The organism is Microbacterium songi, assembly GCF_042747925.1.
Lineage (GTDB): Bacteria > Actinomycetota > Actinomycetes > Actinomycetales > Microbacteriaceae > Microbacterium.
Window position 1 is genome coordinate 1 of record NZ_JBHZIE010000002.1, and the last position, 25,443, is coordinate 25,443.

The following is a 25,443-nucleotide window of genomic DNA, read 5'->3' on the forward strand; positions in this document are numbered from 1 at the left end:
CCTCCATTTTGTCTCCTAACCCCCCCCCCCCCCCAGCACCCCCCCCCCCCCCCCCCCCCGCGGAGGCTCGCGTCGGCGCGGGCCGTCAGAAGATCAACCTGCGGTGACGGGCATCAGCCAGCGCCAGCACAGCAGCAGGGTGACGCCGAAGCCGGCGACCTGATTGATCCAGAGGAACCGCCGCCACCCCCGCGTCGCCGTCTGTGCGGTGTCGTCTGTCACGGCACGGAACGGCCACACGGCGGCGAGGTAGGGGATCACCAGCACCGCCGCGAGGGGACCGGGCCACGCGGTGAAGAGCATGACGACGCCCGCGGCGGTGTAGCAGGCCAGAGCGAACCACACCGTCCAGCGGGCCCCGCGTGCGGTGGCGATCGAAGCGATGCCCGCTTCGTGGTCCGCCACCACGTCCTGCACGGCGCCGAAGGCGTGCGATGCGACACCCCACAGCGCGAACGCCAGGATGACGGCCCACAACGGTGCGGTCCACGACGCGCCCGCGAGGACCAGACCATAGACGGCGGGCGAGAAGAAGTGGATGCTGCTCGTCGTCGAGTCCGCGAACGGCACTTCCTTGAGGCGCAGCGGGGGCGCCGAGTAGAACACGACGAAGAACAGGCTGATCGCCAGGACCAGCCAGGACAGGGGCGAGCCGACGATCGCCAGATAGACCACGAACGGCAGACAGCTCAGGCCGGCGGCCCACAGCGTCAGGCGATGCAGCCGGCGGTCGAGCACGGCTCCGTGCGCACCGCCCTTCCGCGGGTTGCGCAGATCCGACTCGTAGTCGAAGACGTCGTTGATCCCGTACATCGCGAGGTTGTAGGGGATCAGGAAGAACAGCGTTCCGACGACCAGCGTCGCGTCCACGTGGCGCGTGGTCATCAGGTACGCCGCCGCGAACGGGAAGGCCGTGTTGATCCAGCTCACCGGACGAGATGAGACGAACAGGGTCTGCAGGACGGATGCCGCGCTCAGGCGCGCAGCGGATCGGTCGGTCATGCGCGACCGGCCGAGAGATCGGACGGGCCGGGGCGCGCGCGACGGGAGAACAGGGTGAACAGCGCCGGCAGGAGGAACGCGGCACACAGCGGGTAGGAGAAATCCTCGAGAGGTGCCGCGCCGATGCGCAGGCCGCTCAGGTGCACCGGCGGATAGGTGAACAGGCCCGCGGCGATCATCACATTGTCGAAGATGGCCGTCAGGACGAGCAGCACGACCGCGGTGATGCCGGAGGCCGCCATACGGCGGCCGAAACGGGGGCGTGCCAGTGTGCACAGCGTGATCACCGCGGTGACCACGACGAAAGGCAGGACGATGAGCGGGTAGGTCATGAGGCGTCCTCGCGGCGCGCAGCCTTCGACATGGCGGCGGGGGAGCTCCGGCGCCCGGGGTCGCGGCGCGGTCGAGCGAGCAGGCGCTGCACCCCGGCCCAGACCACGATCGCAAGATAGCAGAGGAACGCGAGGAAGAAGGGTTCCTCGATCGGGAGCTGCGGGGCCAGATCGATGCCGACGAGGAGGGGACTGCCGCCTTTCACGAAGACGCCGGTGGCGATGCCCACCGCGTCCCAGACCAGGAAGAACGCTGTGCCGATGACGACGACGAGAGCTGTGCGGCCGGGCGCGCGCCACGCCGCCAGCCGTCCGCGGGCGTCGATCGCCGCGATGCCGGCCGCCGAGACCAGGATGGCCAGGAGGTACAGCCCCGGCACGTCAGACCTTCGCGGGGATCGGTTCGGGGAGGGGTCCGGCGGTGTGGTCGCCTCGCAGTCGCTTCACGACGAGCTCGGCCGAGATCAAGCACATGGGAAGGCCGATACCGGGAAGCACCGATCCACCCGCGTAATACAACCCTGCGACCTTCTTCGAGGCGTTCCGCGGCCGGAACACGGCACTCTGCCCGAGCGTGTGCGCCAGTCCGAGGGAATTGCCGCGCCAGGAATGCAGGTCGTGCGAGAAGTCCCCCGGAGTGACGGTGCGGCGGGTGACGACGCGCTCGGCGAAGTCGGGGATGCCGCACCACTCGCCGATCTGCCGGATCACGTGGTCGGCGGCAGCCTCGATCCGGGCGTCACCGTCTCCGTCGACCCCACCTCGTCCCAGCGACGGGTCTGCCGGGATCGGAACGAGCACGAACAGGTTCTCGGACCCCTCCGGCGCGACATCCGGATCCGTCGCGCTCGGCTTGCACACGTAGATCGACGCGGGTTCGGGGATGTGCGGAGTCGGCCCGAAGATCGCCTCGAAATTCGCCCGCCAGTCGTCCGTGAACACGAGGGTGTGGTGAGCCAGCTCGGGGATGCGTCCGCGGACGCCGAGCATGATCAGGAGCGCGCCGGGGCTCGGGGTCTTCTTCGTCCACCACGATTCGGGGTAGGTCTGAAGCGCGGGCGGCAGGAGCTTCGTCTCGGTGTGGTGCAGATCGGCTGTCGACACGACGATGTCGGCGGTGAGGGCGGTGCCGTCGGCGAGCCGGACCCCGGTGGCCGCAGTCCGATCGGGCCGCCCCGATGCCGCACGCGGCGCGTCGGTGCCGTCGCGGCCTGCGGACGTGGTGATCTCGAGCACCTCGGCGTTCGTCCGGATCTCGACGCCCCGAGCGCGCGCGAGGCCCTCGATGGCCTTGATGATCGTCGTGAAGCCGCCCTGCGGGTACACGACGCCCTCGTCGAGGTCGAGGTGGCTCATGAGGTGGTAGAGACTCGGCACGCCGTACGGAGATCCGCCGAGGAAGACGGCGGGGTAGCCGAGCACCTGGCGCAGCCTCGGGTCGTGGAAGCGCTTGTCGATGTATGAGGCGAGCGTGCGGGTGAGGAGCGGAACAAGCGTGGGCAGCCGCGTGAGCAGCGCGGGGTCTCGGAGGCCCGTCGTGGTCTCGTAGGTGTCGTACAGGAACCGCGTGACGGAGAGCTCGTAGGCGTCCGCCGCGGAATCGAGATAGGCCTCGAGGCGTGCGCCGGCGCCGGGCTCGATGTCCTCGAACAGTGCGGTGGCGGCGCCGCGACCGGAGACGATGTCGAGGGGCGCCCGCTCCGTCTCGGTGTACAGCCGATACGCCGGCTCGAGCGGCACGAGGTCCAACTGCTCCGCCGACGTGGTGCCGAGCAGCCGGAAGAAGTGGTCGAAGACCTCCGGCATGAGGTACCAGCTGGGGCCGGTGTCGAATCGGAAGCCCTCGCTCTCCCACGACCCGGCTCGACCTCCGAGCTCGCCGTGGGCCTCGAGCACCGTCACACGGTGTCCTTCGTCGGCGAGGAGGGCGGCGGTGGCGAGACCGGCGATGCCGCCGCCGATCACGATCGCGTGGCTGCTCATGCGGGCACGTCCTTGTCTGTCGCGGAAGATGTCGTCACCCTCGATTCTCCGCTGTCGCGGGAGGGTGAGGATCGGCTGAGACGGCCGGAAAACGCGCGGGCGGCGATGAGCGCCTTCACGGGGTCGGGGACGCGGACCCGGGTGTAGGGCGGGGAGTCCCGGCGAAGACGTGCGGCCAGTTCGGCGAAGAGGTCGTGTGCGAGGCGCACGGCGCGTCGGGAATCGGCCGGAAGGGCCGGGATCACGGCCGCGGCCGCCGCCAGGTCGGCGTCGATGCGCGCGAGCACCTCTGCGCGACGGACCGTGGAGTTCCGGTCGCCGAGGTAGTCCCGTCCGAGTGCCGCCGTGTCGTCCTCGATGTCGCGCAGGAAGTTGACGTCCTGGAACGCGGCCCCGAGTCGTCGAGCCCCGTCGACGAGCGCGGGGTCGGGTGCGATCGGGTGCGCACGCCCCGCGTTGACGAACACCTGCAGGCACATCAACCCGACGACCTCGGCGGAGCCGTACACGTAGGCGTCGTGCGACGCCCGATCGTGCGCCGCCTGCGTGATGTCCGTGCGCATCGACGCGAAGAACGGTGCGATCTGGTCGGCGCCGATGCCGCACTCGCGCGCCGTCAGGGCGAAAGCGTGCACGACGAGATTGGCGCTGAACCCGCGCGCGATGGCCGCCATCGTCTCGGCTTCGAGCGCGTCCAGCACCTCACGCTCGGCCGCTTGGTCCATGCCCGCCTCCGCGGCGGGTCCGTCCACGATCTCGTCGGCGACGCGCACGAGGGCGTAGATGCTGCGCACGTGTCCCCGCACGCGGGGACCGAGCAGCCGGCACGCGAGGCCGAACGACGTCGAGTAGGCGGTGATGACCGTGGCCGCGGCATCCCGCGCCGTCCTGTCGTACAGCGCGAGCCCGGTGCGCGCGGCGCGACTCACCGGAGCCTCGCCTCGAGCACGTCGGCGAGCTCCCGCAGCAGATCGCGGGCGGACTCCGGGAGAACGGGTGTCGCGGCCTGGGTCCGTGCCCGATTGAGCGTCTGGCCGATGACGGCCTCCAGGCCGATCCTCGCGCCGCTCTCGTCGAGGATCCGCTGCGCTTCGCGGACGGCGATGGGGCCGGTGTGCGCCTGGGAGAGGGCGATGTTGACCTCGGGCCACCACGCCGTGTCCCGTGCCATCGCGACCAGCGGAGTGCGCTTCGCCTCGCGCAGATCTCCGCCGGGTTCACGGCCGGCCTGATCGTGCGTCCCGAAGGCGCCGATGAGGTCGTCGCCCAGCTGATACGCGAGGCCCAGACTGCTCCCGCATTCCAGCAGGGCTTCCGCTTGGATGCTGGTGGCTCCCGCGAGGGCGGCACCGGCGCCGAGCGGGGCGCCGAACGAGTACACCGCCGTCTTGTCGTGCGTGGCGCCCATGATCGCATCGGTGTCGGCGCCGTCACCCGAGAGCGCATTCACGACGTCCGCCAGCTCGCCGGCCACCGACACGAACACGGCCTCGTCGATGAGCTCGAGGAGAGCTGTCCGCAGTGCGGTCTCGAGCGGTGCGAGCGAGATCATGCGCACGGCCTCGTGCAGGAGCAGATCGCCCGCCAGGATAGCGGCGGCGTCACCCAGAGTCGTCGATCCTGCGGCGTCGGCGCCCAGCAGGCGACCCAGCTCGCGGAACTCGCCGGAGATGTTCGGGATGCCGCGTCGCTCGATGTCGTGGTCGATCACGTCGTCGTGCACCACGAAGGCGGTGTGCAGCAGTTCGAACGCCGCTGCCACCGTGTACAGCGCGGGTGTCGCCGCGACGGAGCCGTCGAACGCACGGAAGGCGCTCACGACCAGGGCCGGTCGGAAGCGTTTGCCGCCGCCTGCCGCACGGGCGATGGCGTCGGCGAGTTGGACCGCGTGCGGACCGAGACGGGCGGACCGGTGTTGGATGCGCTGCAGGGCACCGTCGATCTCGGCGTCGATCGCGGCACGCTCGGCGGGGTCTGTGCGCAGCTTCATCAAGACGCTCGGCGACTTTCGAGGGGCGGGGATGCGGAGCGCGTGCCACCGAAGAGGTGCAGCTGCTCGGCCTGGAGGACGAGCCAGGGGCTGAACGCCCACGGCGTCGCGACGAGCGCAGCGGCGAGGTCGGTGGGATCCACCCAGCGGGAGTCGGCCACCTCGAGCGGGTTGAGAACCGGTTCCGCGTGTGCGCGGGCGATGTACACCGGGCAGATCTCGTGCTCGACGATGCCGCTCGCATCGACGGCGCGGTAGCGGAACAGGGGGAGCGACAGCTCGATGTCGGAGAGTTCGAGGCCGATCTCGTAATCCGCGCGACGCTGCACGGCCGACAGCACGGGCTCGGCAGGTCGGGGATGACCGCAGAACGAATTGCTCCAGACTCCCGGCCAGGTCGTCTTCCCCAGCGCGCGCCGCGTGACGAGGACCTGCCCGTCGTCGTTCACGACATGGCACGAGAAGGCGAGGTGCAGCGCGGTGTCCGTGCCGTGCACGCTGCTCTTGAGGGCGGTGCCGATTTCGCGGCCGTCGTCGTCGAGCAGGACGACTCTGTCTGTGTCGATCATGTATTCCTCCGCTCGCTAGCTTAGCTAGCTAAGTCGTGGGACGATATCACTGCAGCGGCGAGGGGGTGTCCGATGGCTGAGCGGTGGGTGCCGCAGACCGAACATGACCATGCTGTCATGTCTGCGCTGCTCGAGGTCCGCGCGTTCGGCGATGCCATGGATCGCATGCACAGCGGTATGAAGAGCGGGATGGACATGAACGCGACCGATCTTGCGGCGTTGCGCATGCTCATCATGCGCGAGCAGCGCGGTGTGGCCGTCAGCCCGCGCGACCTGGCTGATCACCTCCGCATCTCGACGGCGTCCACGACCAAGCTGCTCGATCGTCTGACGGAATCGGGTCATCTCGAGCGGCGGCCGCACCCGCGCGATGGTCGTGCCCGGGTCGTGGTGCTCACGGATGCGTCGCGGCGTGAGTTCTTCCAACAGCTCGGCGAGAAGATCCTCGAGATGCGGGGAGCAGCGCAGAAGTACAGCGAAGACGAACTGGCGGTTGTCACGCGTTTCATGTCCGATGTCGGCGCCGTGATGGACGGCGACTGAACGGGTCGCAGGGCGCCGGCGCCTCGATTCGCCGCCCCCCGGATCGCGTGCTAGGCTCATTTCTTGTGCCGCGGGGTGGAGCAGTTCGGTAGCTCGCTGGGCTCATAACCCAGAGGTCGCAGGTTCAAATCCTGTCCCCGCAACGAAATGACGAAGGCCCCGGTTCGCCGGGGCCTTCGTCATTGTGTCGGAGTGGTCGTGGAGAAAAACATCGCGACGCCCGAGTGCGCCCACCCTATTCACGCCGCACGTGCACCCGGCTTGCCCGAAGACCCCCGCCCGGGCAGGGTGGACGCATGGCCACGCTGCGAGACCCGGACTCCCTGGACGACCGGGCGGACGGGCGCGACGAGAGCCCGGTGGAACGGGCCGACCGCAACTGGCTGGAGGTGCTCCAGGAGTTGCGCGTGCTCCAGACCGGCACGCAGATCCTGACGGGCTTCCTGCTCGCGCTCGCCTTTCAGCCCGCGTTCACGCAGCTCACCACGGGTCAGCGGATGCTCTATCTCGCCCTCATCGTGCTGTCGGCGCTGAGCGCCATCATCGCGCTCGCCCCGGTGGCGCTGCACCGGGCGCTCTTCCGCCGACAGGTCAAACCCACGCTGGTGACGCTGGGACACGTCGCCCTAGTAGCCGCGCTCGGCGCCGTCGCCCTTCTGCTGGTGGGCGTCGTGGCCTTCGTCTTCGACGTCGTCATCGACATCCAGGCCGCGTGGATCGTCGTCGCGGGCCTGGGCCTCGTGATCGCTGTGCTCTGGCTCGTCATCCCCTTCATCGTCCGTCGCCGTCACCCCGCCGAGGAGCATTCATGACCGATCACGCAGACCCGGCGAGGGTCGTGGTGGCGGTCGCGCAGTTCGCACCGACCGCCGACCGTGCGGCCAATCTGACGCTGATCGACGAGCTCACCGGCGAGGCATCCGCTCGAGGCGCACGTGTCGTGCTGTTCCCCGAGTACTCCAGCTACTTCATCGACCCGTTCGACGCGTCATTGGCCGACCACGCGGAAGAGATCGGCGGGGACTTCACGAACGGCCTCGCAGAGATCGCCGCACGATTCGACACGCACGTGGTGGCCGGGCTGCTGGAGCGCGCAGGCGATGATCGGCGTGTACGCAACACGGTGGTCGCCGTGGATGCACAGGGTGTCCGTGCCCGCTATCGCAAGCTGCACCTCTACGACGCGTTCGGACAGCGCGAATCCGACTGGGTCGAGCCGGGGCAGATCGGCGCCCCCGAGACCTTCGAGGTGGACGGTCTGCGGTTCGGCATGCAGACCTGCTACGACCTGCGGTTCCCCGAGGTCTCCAGGACGCTTGCCGATGCCGGGGTGGACGTCATGCTCGTCGCCGCGGAGTGGGTCCGCGGACCGCTGAAGGAGCAGCAGTGGCGAACGCTGCTGCATGCCCGGGCGATCGAGAACACGTCCTACGTGCTGGCCGCGGATCACCCGCCGCCGCTCGGCGTGGGCCACTCGATGATCGTCGACCCGCAGGGGGTCGAGATCGCCGCGGTCGGCGTCACGACCGACGTCGTCGTCGCACACCTCGATCGCGCCGCCGTCGAGCGTGTGCGCCGGGTCAACCCCGCGCTGGCGCTCCGGCGCTATCGGGTGGTTCCCCGCGACTGATCCGCAGGCGGTGCCCCCGCGCCGCTCGAGTGCGCGCTCGTCGTGTCAGGCGAGAACGGCGAGACGGGATGCCGCGTCCTCGAGCACGTCGATGCGCTTGCACGCTGCGAACCTCACGAGCCGGGAGTACTCCGCCCGACGCTCGGGCGTGACGAACGCCGTGAGCGGGATCGCCACGACGCCGGCACGCTCGGGAAGGGAGCGGCAGAAGTCCGCGGCATCCGTCCCCTCATCCGTCGGTATCGCCGCGACCGTGAAGTACGACCCCTGCGGTACGGAGACCTCGAACCCGGCCGCGCGGAGTCCGGCGCCCAGCAGATCGCGCTTGACGCGGAGCTCGTCGGCCACGCCCCGGAAGAAGGCGTCGGGCAACCGCAGGCCGGTCGCGATCGCCGGCTGAAAGGGGGCCCCGTTGACGTAGGTCAGGAACTGCTTGACCGCAAGGACCGCGTCGATCAGGAAGGCCGGGCCCGACACCCAGCCGATCTTCCAGCCCGTCGTCGAGAACGTCTTGCCGGCGGACGAGATCGTCAGCGTGCGCTCCCACGCTCCGGGAAGGGTCGAGAGGGGCACGTGGGCATCACGGAAGACGAGGTGCTCGTACACCTCGTCGGTCACGATCACCGCGTCGTGGCGCTCCGCCAGCCGCACCACTTCGCTGCGCACCTCGGCGGAGAACACCGCACCGGTGGGGTTGTGCGGGTCGTTGACCAGGATCAGGCGTGTCCGGTCGGTGACCGCACGACGCAGATCGTCGAGGTCGGGCTGAAAGTCGGGCCGGCGGAGCGGCACCGTGACGAGGCGAGCGCCGGCCAGGGCGACGCACGCCGCATAGGAGTCGTAGAACGGCTCGAAGACGACGACCTCGTCCTCGGGCCCGGCGATCAACGCGAGGAGCGTGGCCGAGAGCGCCTCCGTGGCACCCGCCGTGACGAGAACGTCCCGCTCCGGGTCGAGAGTCAGACCGTAGAACCTCTTCTGGTGCTCGGTGATGGCCACCCGCAGGTCGAGGATGCCGCGGCCGGGCGGGTACTGATTCACCCCATGCGCGATCGCATCCCGCGCTGCGTCGAGCACGACGGCCGGGCCGTCCTCGTCGGGAAAACCCTGGCCGAGATTGATCGCGCCGGTTCTCGCCGCCAGCGCGCTCATCTCGGCGAAGATGGTGGGGCGGGAGGAGCCGTCCGGAGCGAGCAGTCCCGCGCCTTGCGCGGTGCGGCGCCAGGCGCCTGCGAGGTCGTGCATCTGCTTCACGCTACTCCCATAGGTCCATCCCACCCTCGGCATAAGAAATCCACAGGAACGGTTGACAATGTGAGCAGTGCCTGGAAAGAGGAGCAATCATGAGTGACACCCAGGGCGACCGCCCGGACGAGTTCGCCGCATCCACGTCATCCGACGACGGCTCAGCCGCGTCGGTCACACCCCAGTCCTCGGACGGTTCGCACGGCAGCGATGCCGGAGCGCCGGTCGAGAGCGCGCCGGTTCAGGACGCGCCGGCCCAGCCGGCCGCCGGCCAGCCGACCGCGAGCGGGTCCGCACCCGGCGAGCCCAGCCCGGACGCGCCTGCCCAGAGCGCGCCGGCCGCGCCGCCTGCCCCGCCGGCGTACACCGGGGCACCGCCCTCGGGCACCGGCTACACCGCGCAGGGGTATGACGCCCCCCGCGCCCCCCAGCAGCCGCAGCCATACTCCGGCGCCTCCGCGCCGCAGAGCCCGCAGGCGCCGCAGCAGGGCACGTACGCCTACCCGACCGGTGCCGCGTTCGGTGCTGCGCCTCAGGGCACCCACCCGACGCAGCCCACTCAGCCGCTGCATCCGACGCAGGCGTACGCCGGATCGGTCACGACCGATACGGCCGCCCCGGCCAAGAAGCGCTCCGGCGCCGGTGCCGTGGTCGGTCTGATCGTGGCGGCGGCGCTCGTCGGCGGTGCCGCGGGCCTGGGCGGCGCCTACGCGGGTGTCAACATGTGGAGCACGTCTGCCTCGGCTCCGGCGTCCGGACCGGGCACCGTCACGGTCAACAACACCGACTCGGTGACGGCCACCACGGCGATCGCCGCGAAGGTGACGCCCAGCGTGGTCACGATCGAGGTCTCCGGCGGTACGTCGGGCGGCACCGGGTCGGGCGTCGTCCTCACCGCCGACGGCTACATCGCCACCAACACGCACGTCGTCACCCTCGACGGCGCGACATCCGACCCCACGATCCGCGTCACGACGTCCGACGGCAAGGTGTACTCCGCCACGCTCGTCGGCACCGACCCGACGTACGACCTCGCGGTGATCAAGCTCGAGGATGCGTCGAACCTCACGCCCATCACGTTCGGCGATTCGAGCAAGATCAACGTCGGCGACCAGTCGGTCGCGATCGGCGCGCCCCTCGGACTCTCGAACACCGTCACGACAGGTATCGTCAGCGCGCTCAACCGCTCGATCGAGATCGCCTCGTCGGCCGCTCCGGAATCGGGCGACTCTTCGGGTGACAGCGGCGACAGTGGTGAGAGCAACGGTCAGAACGGCCCGTTCTTCTTCGACAACGGTCAGGGCACGCAGCAGCAGTCCGCGACCGAGACGATCAAGATCGCCGTGATCCAGACCGACGCGGCCATCAACCCGGGCAACTCGGGCGGCGCTCTCGTGAACGGCGACGGCGAACTGATCGGCATCAACGTCGCCATCGCGACGGCCGGCGGCACGACGAGCAGCAGCCAGTCGGGCTCGATCGGCGTGGGCTTCTCGATCCCGTCCGACATCGTCAAGCGGGTCACCACCGAGATCATCGACAACGGATCGGCGACGCACGGTCTGCTCGGCGCCGGGGTGCGTGACGCGGCGTCGGTCGACGGCTCGACCATCTCCGGTGCCTACATCTCCGAAGTCGTCGACGGCGGCGCGGCAGCGGGCGGCGGGCTCCAGGTCGGCGACACCGTGACCGAGTTCAATGGTGTCCCTGTCACCGACGCGACGGACCTGACCGCTCAGGTGCGGGCGGCCGCGGCCGGCAGCCAGGCCTCGGTCACGTACGTACGCGACGGCAAGACGGCGACGGCGGACGTCACCCTCGGGACGCTCGGCCAGTAACCCCGGCCACTCACGATCAGGACGCCACCCCGCGATAGGCTCGCGGGGTGGCGTCCTTCTCTTTCGGCGCGGGTAACGCGCGGAAGCTGATGCGCATCCCGCTGTACGTCGCGGGCCGGCTCGCCACCCTCGTCATCCCGCGCTCGCGGGACGAATGGGTCTTCGGCTGCGGTGTCGGGGTCGCCGACGGAGCGCTCGCCCTCTGGCCGGTCGTCGCCGCCGGTGGGCATCGCGCCGTGTGGCTCGGCGACAGCGCACGCGAGAGGGCGGATGCTGCGGCCCGCGGCATTCCGTTCGTCCGTCGTCACTCGCTGCAGGGGTTCTGGCGGACGGCGAGGGCCCGCGTGGTCGTCGTCACGCACGGCCTCGGCGACGTCAACCGGTATGCCGTCGCCGGGGCGTTCGTCGTGCAGCTCTGGCACGGGATCCCGCTGAAGCGCATCGGGTTGGACTCGCCCGAGACGACGCGTCTGAGCGGGCGCGCACGGCCCTCACTCGCCGCTGTCGTGGCCTCTCGCGTGCTGCACCAGCTGTATCGCCGGACCGTGAGCGGCATCCGCGTTCTGCCCGCCGCATCCCACCTCGTGCGCGGACGCCTGCAGTCCGCCTTCGCGTTGGCCGATGGCTGCGTGCCCGTCACGGGCGAGCCGCGCGTCGACGTGCTGTCGCGAGGCACCGCGGAGGAACGCCGCTCAGCCGCGCGCGCCGGTGTCGTCGCGGCGGTGGGCGAGCTTTCTGACGACACCCGATTGGTGCTCTACGCGCCGACCTGGCGCGACGGACAGGTCGATCCTGCGATCCCCACGCCGTCGGAGTGGAAGCTGCTCGAAGAGGTGCTCGCGGCGAACGACGCCGTGCTCCTCATCCGATCGCACCCGCTCGGCGCCGGGCACTACACCCCTCCCGCGGCCACCCCGCGCGTGCGCCTGATCGGGAGCGACGTCGTCGCCGATGTCACTCCACTGCTGCCGGCACTGGATGCGCTCATCACCGACTACTCGTCGCTGGCATTCGATGCCGCGCTCGTGCCGCTCCCCGTCATCTACCTGGCTCCCGATGTCGAGGAGTACGGCAGCCGTCGCGGCTTCTACGGACGCTTCGTGGACGTGGCCGGCGAGGACTGGGCGAGCGATTGGACGCGCGCGGCCGCCGACCTCGGTGCCGTGCTCGGCGACGCCGTCGAGGCGGAACGGCGCCGACAGCGGTCCCGTGAACTGAGCGACCGCGTGCACGCCTTCCGCGACGGGTCGAACACCCAGCGTGTGTATCGTGCGATCCAGTCGCGGCGGGGGCGCCGGACACCGGTCGGGCGCATCGATGCCCGCACCGGACTCACTGCAGGAGGAAGCTCATGAGCGGTCCCATCGTGTCGGCGTACTTCGAGACCGGCGACGAGCCGGCGCTCGTGCTCACCGGCGAGAAGCCGGTGCCCACGGCGGTGGTGCTGCGCGGACCGCGCGCGCACGTCGACGCCGAGGTGACGACCGACGAGGACGCAGGAACGTGGCGCGCACACGCGCCGCTCAGGGCGTCGCGCTGGGGTGGCCCCGAGCTTCCGCTGCCCGCGGGGGAGTATGCCCTCGATGTCACACCCGACGGCGGGGAGAGCTCGACCCGTGCCGGAGCGGAAGCCGCAGCATCCGTCCCCCTCGCCCAGCTCGGAACCCTGCGTGCGGAGCTGGCTGAAGGCGTGCTGACCGTGGGGCCGCCGATGGACCCCGCCTACGACTCCGGCGAGGGGCAGGACGCCCTCGAGCGACGCTACGCGACTCGTCCGGGCGGCGTGGAGAACGCCGTCTTCTTCGAGAGCTTCTACGGACGGAACGCGAGCTGCAATCCTCTCGCGATCGACCGCGAGCTCGCGCGGCGCGCTCCGCACGTCACGCGGTACTGGAGCGTGATCGACCTCTCGGTGCAGGTGCCCGAGGGCGCGGTGGCCGTGGTCGACGGTACACCCGAGTGGTGGCGCGCCCGCGGCACGGCGCGATTGCTCGTGGTGAACGACTGGCTGCGCCGCCGGTTCTCGCGCCGCACGGGACAGATCGTGCTGCAGACCTGGCACGGCACGCCGTTGAAGCGCCTCGCGCTGCATCGCCCCGGGTTCGATCCCCGGCGGGCGGTCGCGGTCGTGAAGGAGTCGCGGCGCTGGAACGTGCTCCTCGCGCAGAACCCCTACTCTGCGCGCATCCTGAGCAAGGCGTACGCGTTCCTGCGCCGCCCCATCTGGATTGAGGGATACCCGCGCAACGATGTGCTCACGACCGGCGACGGAGCCGCGACACGCGCGACACTCGGCATCGGACCCGACGAACGGGTGCTGCTCTACGCGCCGACGTGGCGCGACGACCGCACCGAGATGGTCGATTTCGTCGATCCGGCGGCGCTGGCCGCGGCATCCGATGCGGTCGTCCTGGTGCGAGGTCACTCGCGCACCCTTCAGCCGGGGCGAGATGCCGAGGGTCCGCGCGTCATCGACGTCACGGGCTTCCCCGACACCGCACAGCTGCTGCTCGCGGCCGATGCGCTCATCACGGACTACTCCTCGGTGATGTTCGACTTCTCCGCGACGGGCAAGCCGATGTACTTCCTCGTCCCCGACATCGAGCATTATCGCGGCGAGCTGCGGGGGTTCTACTTCGACCTGCCGCGCTACGCGCCCGGACCCGTCGTGCGCACGCAGGACGACCTCATCGCCGCTCTGCGCGACACCGACCCCTCGGAGTTCGCCGCACGCTACGCGGCGTGGCGCGCCAAGTTCAACGCGCGCGACGACGGAAGAGCAGCCGAACGGGTGGTCGCGCGTATCATCGATCAGGGACTCCTCGATCCGTCCTGAGCGACGGGCACGGATGCTCCGCCGTCAGGGAAGCGGCGTGTTCCGGTCGCCCAGCCTCGAGGTGTCGACGGTGTCGCGCGCACCGCGCGCCACCCCGACGAGGAAGCCGAAGCCCCAGGACAGGTGCATCGTCGGCAGCACGGCGGCCATCCACAGCTTGTCGCGCCATCCCGTCCCGCCCGAGGGTCCGATGGCGACTACCAGGACGAGCAGGACGTACGCGAGCAAGGGAAGGTAGACCACGGAAAGCACCAGCGACCACCAGCCGATAACGATGCCGGTGAGCTGGAGGACCCCGATCACGATCGCCGCCACGAGGGCGAGCAGAAGGATCGGCGGAGCGAAGAACCGCAGGGAATTGCGTCTGCCGTAGCGCCGCACGAGCTCGCCGCGCCATGCGCCGGTGGCGCGGAACTGACGAGCGAGGCGCACCCAGCTCTCGCGCGGCCAGTAGGTCACCGACAGCGCGGGGTCGAACCAGACGCGGTAGCCGGCGCGGCGGATGCGGAGGTTGAGCTCCCAGTCCTCGCCGCGCCGGATGCTCTCATCGAACAGTCCGACCTCGTCGAGGACCGCCCGGCGCATGACGCCGAGGTACGCGGACTCGGCTTCACCCTCCCGGGTGCCGCCGTGATAGGCGCCGCCACCGAGCCCGATGGGGGAGTTGTAGGCACGCGCGACGGAGCGCTGGAACGGCGTCCTGCCGTCGGCGCGCATGACACCGCCGACATTGGCCGCCCGCGTGCGCGCCAGCACGCCGAGCGCGCGGCGGGTGTAGTCCGCGGAGAGCTCCGAGTGGGCGTCGACACGCACGATGGTGGGATGCGATCCGGCCCGGATGGCGAGGTTGAGGCCGACCGGGATGTCGGCGGCCGGGTTGTCGACGAGCACGATGCGCGAGTCCTCGGAGGCCAACCTCTGCGCGAGTTCGGTGGTGCCGTCGCTCGAGGGCCCGAGGGCGAGGATCAGCTCCGCGGGCCCGGGCACGTCCTGGTCCAGGACCGTCCGCACCGCCCGCTCGAGGTAGGCGCGTTCGTTGAGCACCGGCATGACGAAAGTGACGCCCGCGCTGTCCGGCGTGGCGGGAGCATCCCGTCGTCCCGCTTCGTGCACGTGCATCCGTCGATCATGTCATGTCGCCCCTGCTGGCTAGGGTGGAGTGATGGGCCTCGGATCGGATGTGCAGACCGCCGTGGGCTTCGTCCGCAAGGCGCTGGTGAGCAGATCCGCCGTGCGTGACATCCGCCGCATGACCGCGCAGCGCGCGCCGCACCCTGCTCAGCACTACCGGGTCGCGGTGTATTTCGCGGACGGCGTCGTGAACATGTACCAGATACGCCAGTGGTATCGACCGCTCGCGGACATCGCTGCAACGTGGCCGGTCGTGGTGTTGAGCCGGTCCGCGACCGGCGCGCAGGCGCTGCTGCAGGAGAATTCGCTTCCGGTGGCTTTCGTGCCGTCGGTGCGAGACCTCGAGGACTTCCTCGCCGCGCAGGACATCCGCGTCGTGCTGTACGTCAACCAGAACACGCGCAACTTCCAGATGTTCCGCTACGGGCATCGCTGGCACGTCTTCATCAACCACGGCGAGTCCGACAAGATGTACATGACCACGAACCAGTACAAGGCCTACGACTACGCCTTCATCGCGGGCGAGGCCGCTCGCGAACGCCTCTCGCGCATGCTGTGGGACTACGATCTCGACCGCCGGACGATCCAGATCGGCCGCCCGCAGGCCGACCACTATTCGGGGATCCTCCCGTACACCCCCGACGGACGCATCGTCGTGCTCTACGCCCCGACCTGGGAGGGGGACCGTCCGTCCGCCCGGTACGGGTCGATCGCCACGCACGGCGAAGCGCTCGTGCGTGCGTTGCTCGCCACCGGGATGCATCGGGTGATCTACCGGCCGCATCCTCGGTCGGGCGTGGTCGATCCCGCCTACGGAGCGGCGAACAGGCGGATCGTGGCCGCGCTCGAAGCGGCCAACGCAGCGGATGCGGACGCCCACCACGTCTTCGACGACGGACCCGATCTCGGATGGCAGCTCGCGGCAGCCGATGTCGCCATCGTCGACATCTCCGCCATGGTGTACGACCGCCTCGCCGCCGACAAGCCGCTGCTGATCACCCGACCCGTCGAGGTGGAGGCGATCGTCGACGACCACGGCTACCTCTCGGCATGCGAATGGCTCGAGGCGTCCGACGCGCCGCAGATCGTGGCCGCGTCCGACCGGCTGCTGCGAGACCCGGAGGCGACAGCCCGCCTCGAGCACTGGGTCGGCCACTACTTCGGGGACACGGCGCCGGGCGCGGCGACCGCTCGATTCCGCGCGGCCATCGAACGACTGATGGACGACTGGCAGGTCTGGCATCGTCGGGCTCCCGCTTCCGGTGCGGACACCGTCGGGGAGGACGCGGACCTCGACGATTGACGTGCTCCCCGAGGGCGGACCGGGTCACGGGGCGTCGGCGCCGCGTGCCTCCCACGTCTCGACCGATGTCAGCGGCCCGTCCCACACCTCCGATCGCGTCAGTCCGGCTTCGCGCAAGGCACGGAGGTCGTCGGCGATATCGGCCGCCGACAACGCGCGACTGCGGACGTAGAACACGCGCGCCTTCTCTCGCATCGCGGGAACGGCCGCCGTCGCGGAGGATCGTTCCGCGAAGAGGGTCGCGCGCTCGTCACCGGGTGTGAGAAGGGTCGGATCCGTCAGGTCGGCGACGTCCCCCGGATAGACCAGTCCGATCAGACTCGGCCACGTCCGGTAGTCGATCGGCGTGGAGTAGAGAACGCCGTCGGATGGCGTCGACGAGGATGCCAGGTGGGCCGCGACGAGGGGCCAGTCCGCGTTCTTCGACGTCAGCTCGCGGTTGAGGGGGAATGCGCCGGCACCCGCGACCACGATCACGACGACCAGGACGAGCGGAACCACCCTGCCGAACGCCCGCCGAGTCGCCTCCGCGAGGAGCACGCAGAGGGCGGGCGCCGAGATCACGAGCGCGCGCGGCTGGAGGACGGACGGGCCGACGAAGGAGAGCGCGATGACGGCGACGGCCGGCAGCACCAGCCAGGGCACGAGGACCGGCCATGGGGAGGAAGACGCCGCGTGACCGGATGCCGCCGTCGTCTCCCGATGACGCCGGACCGAGATGACGGCCACGGCCACCGCCAGAGTCGACCAGGCCAGCAGCGCCTGCAGCAGTTCGCGATGGAAGAATCCGCCGACGAGCACATGACGAATGGCGTCGGCATCGAGGGGGAACGTGCCGCCGAGCTGGCCCCGCTGGGAGAGCACGACGAGTCCGAGAGGGATGCTGAGCGCCGCCGCCGTCCCCGCCGCCCCCAGGAGCCGCCACCGGCGCTCGGCGGGGATGCGCAGCCAGAGGATCGCGACCACGTGCGCTCCGACGACGAACACCAGATAGACGAACACGTGGATCGCCACCAGCGCCACAGCGCCGTAGGCGAGGGCCGGCGCGGTCGCGCGTCGCGCGCGCAGCGCGACGACCAGGAGCAGTGTGAGCACCGAGGCGAGGAGCGTCGCCAGTGCGAATGAGCGCGCTTCGGTCGACATCCACGTAGCGCGTCCCAACCCGGCGAACAGGATCGCGGCCGCCGCCGCCGACCAGGCCGTGCCGAAGAGGCGTGCGAGCGCGTACACCGCCGCCGCGGTGGCACCCACGCAGAGCGCCGACGTGAGCCGCAGGGCCGACATGTCCGGACCGACGGCGTGGGCGAGCGGGTGCAGGAGCGCGTAGTAGAGACCGTGCACGGCGTCGATCGAGCCGAGCATCGACCACAGGCTCGACCATGTCCGGGAGGCGCCGGAATAAGTCGCCGCCTCGTCGTACCACGGCGAGGGGACGCCGATGCCCTGGGCGTGCACGACCACCACGAGGACGGCACCGAGCATGACGACGAGGGGCTCGCGGTACCCGATCCGCCGATGAGCGACATCCCCGAGAGCCCGCGGGACGACGGGTGGAGCGGTGCCGGTCATGGTCCCCCTGTCGGCGGCCTTCGGCATGGCGGGTCAGCCGGAACTTTACCCGACCACCGCTGCGTGGCCCCTGGCGTCGCGCGGACGCGGTGTACGTTCGGGTCATCCGGGCTCACCCCGAGCGATCCCGGACGCGGCTTCTCATCGACGAGGACGAGCCGGAGAACGATTGCAAGATCGGCGAAACAGCGACGAAACGTTGGGGCCGAACAATGACAAGCAAGCGACACGACGGAGGCGACAATGGCGATCGTACGAGCGGCCATCACCCAGACGACCTGGACCGGCGACAAGGAGTCGATGCTCGACAAGCACGAGCAGTTCGCCCGGGACGCGGCGGCGGAGGGCGCGCAGGTCATCTGCTTCCAGGAACTGTTCTACGGGCCGTACTTCGGCATCACCCAGGACAAGAAGTACTACGAGTACGCCGAACCCGCCGACGGTCCGATCGTGCAGCGCTTCGCCGCCCTCGCCGCCGAGCTGAACATGGTGATGATCCTGCCGATCTACGAGGAGCAGCAGACCGGGGTCTACTACAACACCGCGGTCGTGGTCGACGCGGACGGCACGATCCTCGGCAGCTATCGCAAGCATCACATCCCGCACGTCGAGAAGTTCTGGGAGAAGTTCTACTTCCGTCCGGGCAACCTGGGGTACCCGGTGTTCGACACCGCGGTGGGAAAGGTCGGCGTCATCATCTGCTACGACCGCCACTTCCCCGAGGCGTGGCGGGAGCTGGGACTGAACGGAGCCCATCTGGCCTTCAACCCGAACGCCACGAAGCCAGGCCTGTCCAATCGTCTGTGGGAGGTCGAGCAGCCCGCCGCGGCCGTCGCCAACGGCTACTTCGTGCTCGCCCCCAACCGGGTCGGGCTCGAAGACAACGAGTACGGCGATGAAGCGGTGAACTTCTACGGCACGAGCCAGGTGGTCGATCCGCGAGGCAACTACGTCGGCGCCCTCGGCTCGGGCGAGCACGAGGAGATCCTCATCCGCGACCTCGACATGGACCTCGTGCGTCAGATGCGGGACGACTGGCAGTTCTACCGCGACCGTCGGCCGGATTCCTACGGCGAGATCACGGCACCGTAGGCGGCGATGATGACCACCACACTCATCTCCGGCGGCACCGTCGTCAGCGCCACCGGACGGACCGCAGCCGACGTCCTCGTCGACGGCGAGCGCATCGTCGCGGTGCTCGCGCCGGGCTCGAACCTCCTCGGAACGGATATCGCGGCATCCGTCGACCGCATCATCGACGCCACCGGGAAGTACGTGATCCCCGGCGGCATCGATGCGCACACCCACATGGAGCTGCCCTTCGGCGGCACGGCCGCATCGGACACGTTCGAGACCGGCACGCGTGCTGCGGCGTGGGGCGGGACGACCAGCATCATCGACTTCGCCGTGCAGCGGACGGGCGAACGCATCCAGGACGGACTGGCGGCCTGGCACGAGAAGGCGGCAGGGAACTGCGCCGTCGACTACGGCTTCCACCAGATCATCGGCGGGGTCGACGGCGATGCACTCGCGGCGATGCCCGGCCTGATCGACGAGGGGATCACAAGCTTCAAGCTGTTCATGGCCTATCCGGGCGTGTTCTATTCGGATGACGCCCAGATCCTCAAAGCGATGCAGGTGTCGCGCGACACGGGCATGCTCACGATGATGCACGCCGAGAACGGCCCGGTGATCGATGTGCTCGCCGAGCAGCTCGTGGCCGAGGGCAAGACCGACCCCTACTTCCACGGCATCGCGCGGGCGTGGCAGATGGAGGAGGAGGCCACACACCGCGCGATCATGCTCGCGAACCTCACCGGTGCGCCGCTCTACGTGGTGCACGTCAGCGCCAAGCAAGCGGTCGAACAGCTCGCAGCGGCGCGCGACAAGGGTCAGAACGTCTTCGGCGAGACGTGTCCGCAGTACCTCTACCTCTCGCTCGAGGAACAGCTCGGCGCGTCCAGCGAGCAGTGGGGGCATTTCGAGGGTGCGAAATGGGTGTGCTCCACGCCGCTGCGCTCCCATGAGGAAGGCCATCAGGGCGCGATGTGGCAGGCGCTGCGCACGAACGACCTGCAGATGGTCTCGACCGACCACTGCCCGTTCTGCATGAAGGACCAGAAGGAGCTCGGCCTCGGGGACTTCCGCAAGATCCCGAACGGCATCGGTTCGGTGGAGCACCGCATGGACCTCATGTACCAGGGCGTCGTCACGGGCGAGATCACGCTCGAGCGCTGGGTCGAGCTGACCAGCACGACCCCGGCCCGCATGTTCGGCCTCTACGGCAGGAAGGGGGTGATCGCTCCGGGGGCGGACGCCGACATCGTCGTCTACGACCCGCGCGGTCACACGTCGATCGGGTACGACAAGACCCACCACATGAACATGGACCACTCCGCGTGGGAGGGGTTCGAGATCGACGGACACGTCGACACCGTGCTCTCGCGCGGACGCGTCGTCGTCGACGACGGGCAGTATCTCGGCGCCGCGGGACACGGATCCTTCCTCAAGCGCGGGTTGAGCCAGTACCTCACGTGATGACCCCACGCCTCCTCCCGCAGAAAGAGGTCCGATGATGGATTTCGGTGCCGTCCTCCAGACCAACCCTCCCGCGTCCCGCACGATCGCGCTGGCCAAGCTCGCCGAGCAGCACGGGTTCTCGCACGTATGGACGTTCGATTCGCATCTGCTCTGGCAGGAGCCCTACGTCATCTACAGCCAGATCCTCGCCGAGACGCGGCGCATCACGGTGGGACCGTTCGTCACCAATCCCGCGACGCGGGATTGGACGGTGACGGCGTCCGTCTTCGCCACCCTCAACGAGATGTTCGGCAACCGCACCATCGTCGGGATCGGCCGAGGCGATTCCGCGGTGCGCGTCACCAACGGCGCGCCGACGACGCTGAAGGCGCTGCGGGAATCGATCCACGTCATCCGCGAACTCGGGAACTCACGCGAGGTCGAGTACAACGGCGCGACCCTGCGGTTCCCGTGGTCGGTCGGCAGCACCCTGGATGTGTGGGTGGCCGCTTACGGCCCCCTGGCCCTCAAGCTGGCGGGAGAGGTCGGCGACGGTTTCATCCTCCAGCTCGCCGACATCGACATCGCGCGGTGGATGATCACGACGGTGCGACGCGCGGCAGAAGCGGTCGGACGCGACCCGATGAGCGTCAAGATCTGCGTCGCTGCGCCGTTCTACATCGGCGAGGACTGGGCGCACATGCGTGATCAGTGTCGCTGGTTCGGAGGAATGGTCGGTAACCACGTCGCCGACATCGTCGAGAAGTACGGGGCGTCCACCGGGTCGGTCCCGGCGGCGCTCACCGACTACATCGCGGGGCGCCAGGGATACGACTACAACCAGCATGGACGGGCGGGCAACACGCACACGGACTTCGTGCCCGACGAGATCATCGACCGGTTCTGTCTGCTCGGGACGGCCCCCGATCACATCGCGAAACTCGAGGAGCTCAAGGCGCTCGGCGTCGATCAGTTCGCCGGCTACCTCCAGCACGACAACAAGGAGGAGACCCTGCGCGTGTACGGCGAGACCGTGATCCCCGCACTCGCCGACCACGTGACGGCGAAGTCGTGACGGCATCGGTCCTCGCAGATCGTGCCGTCCCACCCCCATCCCTGCACCGGCGCCCCCGACGGCGGTCCCGCGCCTGGCTGTGGGGCATCGTCGGACTCGTCTCGGTGGCGGTGCTCTGGGAGGTGTACAAGCTCATCGCTCCGGCGGACGGCGTCGTCGTCGGCGACCTGCGCGTGCTTCCCCGTCCCACCGATCTCGCCATGCCGCACGTGTGGGACATGGCAACCCGTCTGCTCGAGCCCGTCACGAGTGCGCCCGGCGCCCGCCCGCTCTGGGTCGAAGTGCTGCTGGCGGCCCTCGTCACGCTCGGCATCGCGGCCGCCGGGTGGGTGGTCGGCGTCGTCGTGGGCATCGGACTCGCCATGCTCATGCAGCGCTGGCGCCTCGCCGAATGGGGCCTCCTGCCGTGGATCGTCCTCTCTCAGACGGTGCCGCTCATCGCCTTCGCCCCGATCGTGAAGAGCTGGGGGTCACGGATCCAGGTCGGGGCGTTCGAGTGGCAGGACTGGATGAGCGTGGCGCTCATCGCGAGTTACCTGGCGTTCTTCCCCGTGGCCATCGGGGCGCTGCGCGGCCTCCAGGCTCCCGATCGGCTGCACCTCGAACTCATGCACACGTACGCGGTGGGACACTGGTCGACGCTCCGCCACCTCCGGTTCCCCGCGGCGGTGCCCTACCTCATCCCCGCGCTCCGACTGGGCGCCGCCAATGCTGTCGTCGGCGCTGTCGTGGCCGAGGTGTCGACCGGCCTCCAGGGCGGTATCGGCCGCATCCTCATCCAGTACGCGGGCCAGGCCTCCGGCGACCCCGCCAAGGCGTGGGGGCCGATCTTCGGCGCCATCGTCCTCGGGCTCGTCGCCGCGGGTTCCGTCGCCATCCTCGGACTCATCCTCAAGGACTACCGACGCGTGGAGGTCAGCGCATGACTGGAAGCACCGCACGCGACGAGACATCCCGCACCGGTCTTCCGGGGGCGGACGCGGTCACCGTGGAGGGCCTCGAGAAGGTCTTCGACACGCGAACGGGCCCGGTGCACGCACTCCAGGCGATCGACCTCACCGTGTCGGCGGGGGAATTCGTGTCGCTGATCGGACCGTCCGGCTGCGGCAAGTCGACACTGATGCGACTGATCGCCGATCTGGATCAGCCCACGGCCGGAAGTGTGCGGGTGTTCGGGAAGACCGCCGACCGTGCGCGTCGCGATCAGGACTACGGCATCGCGTTCCAGCAGGCGGGGCTGCTGCCGTGGCGCACGGTGGCCGGGAATGTCGGCCTTCCGCTGCAACTGCACGGGACGGATGCCGCAGCCCGACGAGCCCGGATCGCCGAGCTGCTCGAGATGGTGGGCCTCTCGGACTTCGCCGACCGCTACCCCGACCAGCTCTCGGGGGGGATGCAGCAGCGGGTCGCGATCGCGCGGGCGCTGGCGGAGCGACCGAGCCTGCTGCTCATGGACGAGCCTTTCGGCGCACTCGACGAGATGACCCGCGAGCGCATGCAGACCGAGCTCGTGCGCATCTGCGCGGAGACCGGTGCCGCTGTCGTCTTCGTCACGCACTCCATTCCCGAAGCGGTCTTCTTGTCGGACCGCGTCGTCGTGATGTCGCCGCGCCCGGGCCGCATCCAGCAGATCGTGCCGATGAGCCTCGAGCAGACCGCAGCTCGCACCGACGAACTCCGCGAGGACGCCTCGTTCTTCGAGATGGTGACGGCGGTGCGCGAGGCTTTGCATCAGGGGACTCCGACCGCGCGCGGTGTGGAGAACAGATGACGTCGGCCATGTCCGGGGCGGTGCGATCCCTGGCTCGCGCGCGGGACCGGCGGGATGCCTGGCTTCGCGTGATCGCGCCGGCCGTCGTGGGCGCGATCGTGCTGGGCGGCTGGCAGTTCCTGGTGGGGGTCGTGGGAGTGAGCGACTACCTGCTGCCCAGCCCGGCCGCGATCGCCGCTCAGTTCGTCGAGTTCGGCCCCGCGATCCTCTCCGCCACCGCCATCACCGGCACGAACGCGCTGGTCGGATTGATCGTCGGCTCCCTGGGGGGAGTCCTCCTCGCAGCGCTGGCTGCGCGGTGGAGGGTGCTCGACCAGATGGCCGCACCGGTCGTCGCGAGTCTCGCGGTGATCCCCATCGTGGCCCTGGCCCCCGTCCTGAACTCCATGTTCGGCGCCGACAGCCAGTTCGGCCGGCAGGCGATCGCCGCCCTGGCATCGTTCGTTCCCGTGTTCCTCAACACCCTCCGCGGCTTCCGTCAGGTCATCCCCGTGCACCGTGACCTGATGCGCGTCTACGCGGCGCGGGGCGGTCAGGTGCTGCGCACGGTCACGCTTCCCACGGCAGCGCCCTTCGTCTTCACGGGCATCCGCATCGCATCGTCGCTCGCGGTCATCTCCGCGCTCGTCGCCGAGTACTTCGGAGGGCCGCGCGGCGGGCTCGGCGGCCTGATCTCGACGTCCGCCGCGACGAGCGCCTACGCCCGCGCCTGGTCGTACGTGTTCGCAGCCATCCTCCTCGGGCTCGTGTTCTACGTCGTCGCCCTTCTGCTCGAACGACTCGTCACCCGCAGACGGTCAGCGTGACGACCCCGTCGCATCGACCCGACCGCACCCGACCGAACCATCACCGCACGAAGACATGAAAGGGAACGACATGAGACACAGCACACGCCGCATGCTCGCCGCCGGGGCGATCGCCCTCACCGGAGCGCTCGCCCTCGCGGGCTGCTCCGGAGGAACCGACGACGGCGGTTCATCGGCTGACGCAGGCGGAGGTGCAGACCTGACGCCGGTCAAGCTGCAGCTGCAATGGCTGCCGCAAGGGCAGTTCGCAGGGTATTTCGCGGCTGCCGACCAGGGCTTCTTCGAGGAGGAGGGACTGGACGTCGAGATCATCCCCTCCGGCGGTGACATCGTGCCTCAGGATGCCCTGGCCAACGGTGACGTCGATTACGCGATCGCCTGGGTGCCGAAGGTGCTCGGGTCGATCGAGGCCGGCGCGAACCTCACCGACATCGCGCAGATCTTCCAGCGCTCCGGCACCCTGCAGGTGTCGTGGGCGGACTCCGGCATCGATTCGATCGCCGACTTCGAAGGCAAGAAGATCGGCTCGTGGGGTTTCGGGAACGAGTGGGAGATTTTCGCGGCGATGGCGGCCGAGGGGCTCGACGCGACGACGGTGCAGATCATCACGCAGGACTTCAACATGAACGCGTTCCTGCAGGGCGACATCGACGCCGCGCAGGCGATGACCTACAACGAGTACGCGCAGCTCCTCGAGACGACGAACCCCGACACGGGTGAGCTGTACACGCCCGACGACTTCAACGTGGTCAGCTACGAGGACACGCAGGGCGCGATGCTCCAGGACGCGATCTGGGCCGACACCGAGAAGCTCGCGAGCGACACCGCCTACCAGGAGACGACGGTCAAATTCCTCAAGGCCGTCATCAAGGGGTGGGTCTACGCGGCCGAGAATCCGGAGGAGGCGTCGCAGATCACGATCGCCGCGGGCTCCGCCTGGGGTCCGAGCCACGAGCTGTGGATGGTCAACGAGACCAACAAGCTCATCTGGCCTTCGACGGAGGGGATCGGCGTGATCGATGAGGCCGCGTGGGACAAGACCGTTCAGGGAGCCCTCGCCGCCGTGAACGAGACGGGCGCGCACCTGATCACCGAGGATCCGCCCGCGACGGCGTACTCGAACGAGTGGATCCAGAAGGCCCACGACGAATTGGCGGACGCGGGCCTCGACCTCACCGGTGCGGACTTCGCGCCGATGGACGTGACCCTCACCGAGGGCGGTCAGTAGGGGACCGACCGGGATCGGCGGCAGCCGCGCACACCGCGGTGCCGCCGATCCGGCGGCACGGAAGAACGCCGG

At 69.5% G+C, this 25,443-nt stretch carries 24 protein-coding genes and 1 tRNA gene; 15 read left to right on the forward strand and 10 right to left on the reverse strand.

Annotation, left to right across the window (positions count from 1 at the left end; genetic code table 11):
• Nucleotides 1-93 precede the first annotated feature (93 nt).
• The 7 genes from ACFM35_RS03980 to idi are packed head-to-tail and all read right to left on the reverse strand — an operon-like array spanning nucleotide 94 to nucleotide 5,876.
• Nucleotides 94-1,002, reverse strand: a complete 909-nt coding sequence (locus tag ACFM35_RS03980; protein WP_378838685.1) for a prenyltransferase — start codon at nucleotides 1,000-1,002, stop codon at nucleotides 94-96.
• Nucleotides 999-1,334, reverse strand: a complete 336-nt coding sequence (locus ACFM35_RS03985) for a lycopene cyclase domain-containing protein (RefSeq protein ID WP_378838687.1) — start codon at nucleotides 1,332-1,334, stop codon at nucleotides 999-1,001. The genes ACFM35_RS03980 and ACFM35_RS03985 overlap by 4 nt, the downstream gene beginning before the upstream one ends.
• The gene (locus tag ACFM35_RS03990) at nucleotides 1,331-1,714 is read right to left on the reverse strand and encodes a lycopene cyclase domain-containing protein (protein WP_378838690.1); all 384 of its coding nucleotides are present in this window, start codon (nucleotides 1,712-1,714) and stop codon (nucleotides 1,331-1,333) included. The genes ACFM35_RS03985 and ACFM35_RS03990 overlap by 4 nt, the downstream gene beginning before the upstream one ends.
• 1 nt (nucleotide 1,715) lies before the next feature.
• Nucleotides 1,716-3,317, reverse strand: coding sequence for a phytoene desaturase family protein (crtI, locus tag ACFM35_RS03995; protein ID WP_378838692.1), 1,602 nt, complete (start codon nucleotides 3,315-3,317; stop codon nucleotides 1,716-1,718).
• Nucleotides 3,314-4,246, reverse strand: a complete 933-nt coding sequence (locus ACFM35_RS04000) for a phytoene/squalene synthase family protein (protein ID WP_378838696.1) — start codon at nucleotides 4,244-4,246, stop codon at nucleotides 3,314-3,316. Before ACFM35_RS04000 ends, crtI begins: the two co-directional genes overlap by 4 nt.
• A complete protein-coding gene (locus tag ACFM35_RS04005) occupies nucleotides 4,243-5,307 on the reverse strand; it encodes a polyprenyl synthetase family protein (RefSeq protein ID WP_378838698.1) in 1,065 nt (354 codons plus the stop codon). Before ACFM35_RS04005 ends, ACFM35_RS04000 begins: the two co-directional genes overlap by 4 nt.
• Nucleotides 5,307-5,876 carry an isopentenyl-diphosphate Delta-isomerase gene (idi, locus tag ACFM35_RS04010; protein WP_378838701.1) on the reverse strand — a complete coding sequence of 190 codons (570 nt, stop codon included), beginning with the start codon at nucleotides 5,874-5,876 and terminating at the stop codon, nucleotides 5,307-5,309. Before idi ends, ACFM35_RS04005 begins: the two co-directional genes overlap by 1 nt.
• A 117-nt stretch (nucleotides 5,877-5,993) precedes the next feature.
• On the opposite strand from idi, the gene ACFM35_RS04015 reads away from it, so the two are divergent.
• From ACFM35_RS04015 to ACFM35_RS04030, 4 genes are all read left to right on the forward strand, one after another.
• Entirely contained in the window at nucleotides 5,994-6,419 is a 426-nt protein-coding gene (locus ACFM35_RS04015) for a MarR family transcriptional regulator (RefSeq protein WP_378838703.1), read from the forward strand.
• Nucleotides 6,420-6,488: 69 nt separating this feature from the next.
• Nucleotides 6,489-6,562 (forward strand) — tRNA-Met (locus ACFM35_RS04020).
• A gap of 153 nt (nucleotides 6,563-6,715) precedes the next feature.
• Nucleotides 6,716-7,231 (forward strand): DUF6328 family protein, encoded by a 516-nt coding sequence (locus ACFM35_RS04025; protein WP_378838706.1) that lies wholly within the window; start codon nucleotides 6,716-6,718, stop codon nucleotides 7,229-7,231.
• Nucleotides 7,228-8,049: a carbon-nitrogen hydrolase family protein gene (locus ACFM35_RS04030; protein ID WP_378838709.1), complete on the forward strand. Its 822-nt coding sequence runs from the start codon at nucleotides 7,228-7,230 to the stop codon at nucleotides 8,047-8,049. Before ACFM35_RS04025 ends, ACFM35_RS04030 begins: the two co-directional genes overlap by 4 nt.
• A gap of 45 nt (nucleotides 8,050-8,094) precedes the next feature.
• On the opposite strand, the gene ACFM35_RS04035 is transcribed toward ACFM35_RS04030, so the two are convergent.
• The gene (locus ACFM35_RS04035) at nucleotides 8,095-9,294 is read right to left on the reverse strand and encodes an aminotransferase class I/II-fold pyridoxal phosphate-dependent enzyme (protein ID WP_378838711.1); all 1,200 of its coding nucleotides are present in this window, start codon (nucleotides 9,292-9,294) and stop codon (nucleotides 8,095-8,097) included.
• 98 nt (nucleotides 9,295-9,392) lie between these two features.
• Here ACFM35_RS04035 and ACFM35_RS04040 point away from each other — a divergent pair, with 98 nt between their 5' ends.
• The 3 genes from ACFM35_RS04040 to ACFM35_RS04050 are packed head-to-tail and all read left to right on the forward strand — an operon-like array spanning nucleotide 9,393 to nucleotide 13,968.
• Nucleotides 9,393-11,132 carry a trypsin-like peptidase domain-containing protein gene (locus ACFM35_RS04040; protein ID WP_378838714.1) on the forward strand — a complete coding sequence of 580 codons (1,740 nt, stop codon included), beginning with the start codon at nucleotides 9,393-9,395 and terminating at the stop codon, nucleotides 11,130-11,132.
• Between the two features lie 47 nt (nucleotides 11,133-11,179).
• Nucleotides 11,180-12,487: a CDP-glycerol glycerophosphotransferase family protein gene (locus ACFM35_RS04045; RefSeq protein ID WP_378838717.1), complete on the forward strand. Its 1,308-nt coding sequence runs from the start codon at nucleotides 11,180-11,182 to the stop codon at nucleotides 12,485-12,487.
• Nucleotides 12,484-13,968 carry a CDP-glycerol glycerophosphotransferase family protein gene (locus ACFM35_RS04050; RefSeq protein ID WP_378838720.1) on the forward strand — a complete coding sequence of 495 codons (1,485 nt, stop codon included), beginning with the start codon at nucleotides 12,484-12,486 and terminating at the stop codon, nucleotides 13,966-13,968. Before ACFM35_RS04045 ends, ACFM35_RS04050 begins: the two co-directional genes overlap by 4 nt.
• Before the next feature lie 24 nt (nucleotides 13,969-13,992).
• On the opposite strand, the gene ACFM35_RS04055 is transcribed toward ACFM35_RS04050, so the two are convergent.
• On the reverse strand, nucleotides 13,993-15,087 hold the full coding sequence (locus tag ACFM35_RS04055) for a glycosyltransferase family 2 protein (RefSeq protein WP_378838722.1): 1,095 nt from the start codon (nucleotides 15,085-15,087) through the stop codon (nucleotides 13,993-13,995).
• 43 nt (nucleotides 15,088-15,130) lie between these two features.
• Here ACFM35_RS04055 and ACFM35_RS04060 point away from each other — a divergent pair, with 43 nt between their 5' ends.
• Nucleotides 15,131-16,402: a CDP-glycerol glycerophosphotransferase family protein gene (locus ACFM35_RS04060; protein ID WP_378838724.1), complete on the forward strand. Its 1,272-nt coding sequence runs from the start codon at nucleotides 15,131-15,133 to the stop codon at nucleotides 16,400-16,402.
• Nucleotides 16,403-16,426: 24 nt separating this feature from the next.
• Here ACFM35_RS04060 and ACFM35_RS04065 read toward each other — a convergent pair whose 3' ends face one another.
• Nucleotides 16,427-17,971, reverse strand: a complete 1,545-nt coding sequence (locus ACFM35_RS04065) for a hypothetical protein (protein WP_378838727.1) — start codon at nucleotides 17,969-17,971, stop codon at nucleotides 16,427-16,429.
• Nucleotides 17,972-18,214: 243 nt separating this feature from the next.
• On the opposite strand from ACFM35_RS04065, the gene ACFM35_RS04070 reads away from it, so the two are divergent.
• The 7 genes from ACFM35_RS04070 to ACFM35_RS04100 all read left to right on the forward strand — a co-directional run bounded on the left by ACFM35_RS04070 (nucleotide 18,215) and on the right by ACFM35_RS04100 (nucleotide 25,371).
• Nucleotides 18,215-19,063 carry a nitrilase-related carbon-nitrogen hydrolase gene (locus tag ACFM35_RS04070; RefSeq protein ID WP_378838731.1) on the forward strand — a complete coding sequence of 283 codons (849 nt, stop codon included), beginning with the start codon at nucleotides 18,215-18,217 and terminating at the stop codon, nucleotides 19,061-19,063.
• Between the two features lie 9 nt (nucleotides 19,064-19,072).
• Nucleotides 19,073-20,509 carry a dihydropyrimidinase gene (gene hydA, locus ACFM35_RS04075; RefSeq protein WP_378838734.1) on the forward strand — a complete coding sequence of 479 codons (1,437 nt, stop codon included), beginning with the start codon at nucleotides 19,073-19,075 and terminating at the stop codon, nucleotides 20,507-20,509.
• A gap of 37 nt (nucleotides 20,510-20,546) precedes the next feature.
• Complete coding sequence (locus ACFM35_RS04080) at nucleotides 20,547-21,566, forward strand: TIGR03842 family LLM class F420-dependent oxidoreductase (protein ID WP_378839469.1); 1,020 nt, start codon at nucleotides 20,547-20,549, stop codon at nucleotides 21,564-21,566.
• Nucleotides 21,563-22,492: an ABC transporter permease gene (locus tag ACFM35_RS04085; protein WP_378838736.1), complete on the forward strand. Its 930-nt coding sequence runs from the start codon at nucleotides 21,563-21,565 to the stop codon at nucleotides 22,490-22,492. The genes ACFM35_RS04080 and ACFM35_RS04085 overlap by 4 nt, the downstream gene beginning before the upstream one ends.
• Entirely contained in the window at nucleotides 22,489-23,337 is an 849-nt protein-coding gene (locus tag ACFM35_RS04090; RefSeq protein ID WP_378838738.1) for an ABC transporter ATP-binding protein, read from the forward strand. Before ACFM35_RS04085 ends, ACFM35_RS04090 begins: the two co-directional genes overlap by 4 nt.
• Nucleotides 23,334-24,143: an ABC transporter permease gene (locus tag ACFM35_RS04095; protein ID WP_378838740.1), complete on the forward strand. Its 810-nt coding sequence runs from the start codon at nucleotides 23,334-23,336 to the stop codon at nucleotides 24,141-24,143. The genes ACFM35_RS04090 and ACFM35_RS04095 overlap by 4 nt, the downstream gene beginning before the upstream one ends.
• 70 nt (nucleotides 24,144-24,213) lie before the next feature.
• Nucleotides 24,214-25,371, forward strand: coding sequence for an ABC transporter substrate-binding protein (locus ACFM35_RS04100; RefSeq protein WP_378838742.1), 1,158 nt, complete (start codon nucleotides 24,214-24,216; stop codon nucleotides 25,369-25,371).
• Nucleotides 25,372-25,443 lie beyond the last annotated feature (72 nt).

Coding starts and splice junctions, on each gene's coding strand:
- ACFM35_RS03980 (WP_378838685.1), bottom strand. CDS start 1,002: ATGACCGACCGATCCGCTGCGCGCCTGAGCGCGGCATCCGTCCTGCAG.
- ACFM35_RS03985 (WP_378838687.1), bottom strand. CDS start 1,334: ATGACCTACCCGCTCATCGTCCTGCCTTTCGTCGTGGTCACCGCGGTG.
- crtI (WP_378838692.1), bottom strand. CDS start 3,317: ATGAGCAGCCACGCGATCGTGATCGGCGGCGGCATCGCCGGTCTCGCC.
- ACFM35_RS04005 (WP_378838698.1), bottom strand. CDS start 5,307: ATGAAGCTGCGCACAGACCCCGCCGAGCGTGCCGCGATCGACGCCGAG.
- idi (WP_378838701.1), bottom strand. CDS start 5,876: ATGATCGACACAGACAGAGTCGTCCTGCTCGACGACGACGGCCGCGAA.
- ACFM35_RS04015 (WP_378838703.1), top strand. CDS start 5,994: ATGTCTGCGCTGCTCGAGGTCCGCGCGTTCGGCGATGCCATGGATCGC.
- ACFM35_RS04025 (WP_378838706.1), top strand. CDS start 6,716: ATGGCCACGCTGCGAGACCCGGACTCCCTGGACGACCGGGCGGACGGG.
- ACFM35_RS04030 (WP_378838709.1), top strand. CDS start 7,228: ATGACCGATCACGCAGACCCGGCGAGGGTCGTGGTGGCGGTCGCGCAG.
- ACFM35_RS04035 (WP_378838711.1), bottom strand. CDS start 9,294: ATGCACGACCTCGCAGGCGCCTGGCGCCGCACCGCGCAAGGCGCGGGA.
- ACFM35_RS04040 (WP_378838714.1), top strand. CDS start 9,393: ATGAGTGACACCCAGGGCGACCGCCCGGACGAGTTCGCCGCATCCACG.
- ACFM35_RS04050 (WP_378838720.1), top strand. CDS start 12,484: ATGAGCGGTCCCATCGTGTCGGCGTACTTCGAGACCGGCGACGAGCCG.
- ACFM35_RS04055 (WP_378838722.1), bottom strand. CDS start 15,087: ATGCACGTGCACGAAGCGGGACGACGGGATGCTCCCGCCACGCCGGAC.
- ACFM35_RS04060 (WP_378838724.1), top strand. CDS start 15,131: ATGGGCCTCGGATCGGATGTGCAGACCGCCGTGGGCTTCGTCCGCAAG.
- ACFM35_RS04065 (WP_378838727.1), bottom strand. CDS start 17,971: ATGACCGGCACCGCTCCACCCGTCGTCCCGCGGGCTCTCGGGGATGTC.
- ACFM35_RS04070 (WP_378838731.1), top strand. CDS start 18,215: ATGGCGATCGTACGAGCGGCCATCACCCAGACGACCTGGACCGGCGAC.
- hydA (WP_378838734.1), top strand. CDS start 19,073: ATGACCACCACACTCATCTCCGGCGGCACCGTCGTCAGCGCCACCGGA.
- ACFM35_RS04080 (WP_378839469.1), top strand. CDS start 20,547: ATGGATTTCGGTGCCGTCCTCCAGACCAACCCTCCCGCGTCCCGCACG.
- ACFM35_RS04090 (WP_378838738.1), top strand. CDS start 22,489: ATGACTGGAAGCACCGCACGCGACGAGACATCCCGCACCGGTCTTCCG.
- ACFM35_RS04095 (WP_378838740.1), top strand. CDS start 23,334: ATGACGTCGGCCATGTCCGGGGCGGTGCGATCCCTGGCTCGCGCGCGG.
- ACFM35_RS04100 (WP_378838742.1), top strand. CDS start 24,214: ATGAGACACAGCACACGCCGCATGCTCGCCGCCGGGGCGATCGCCCTC.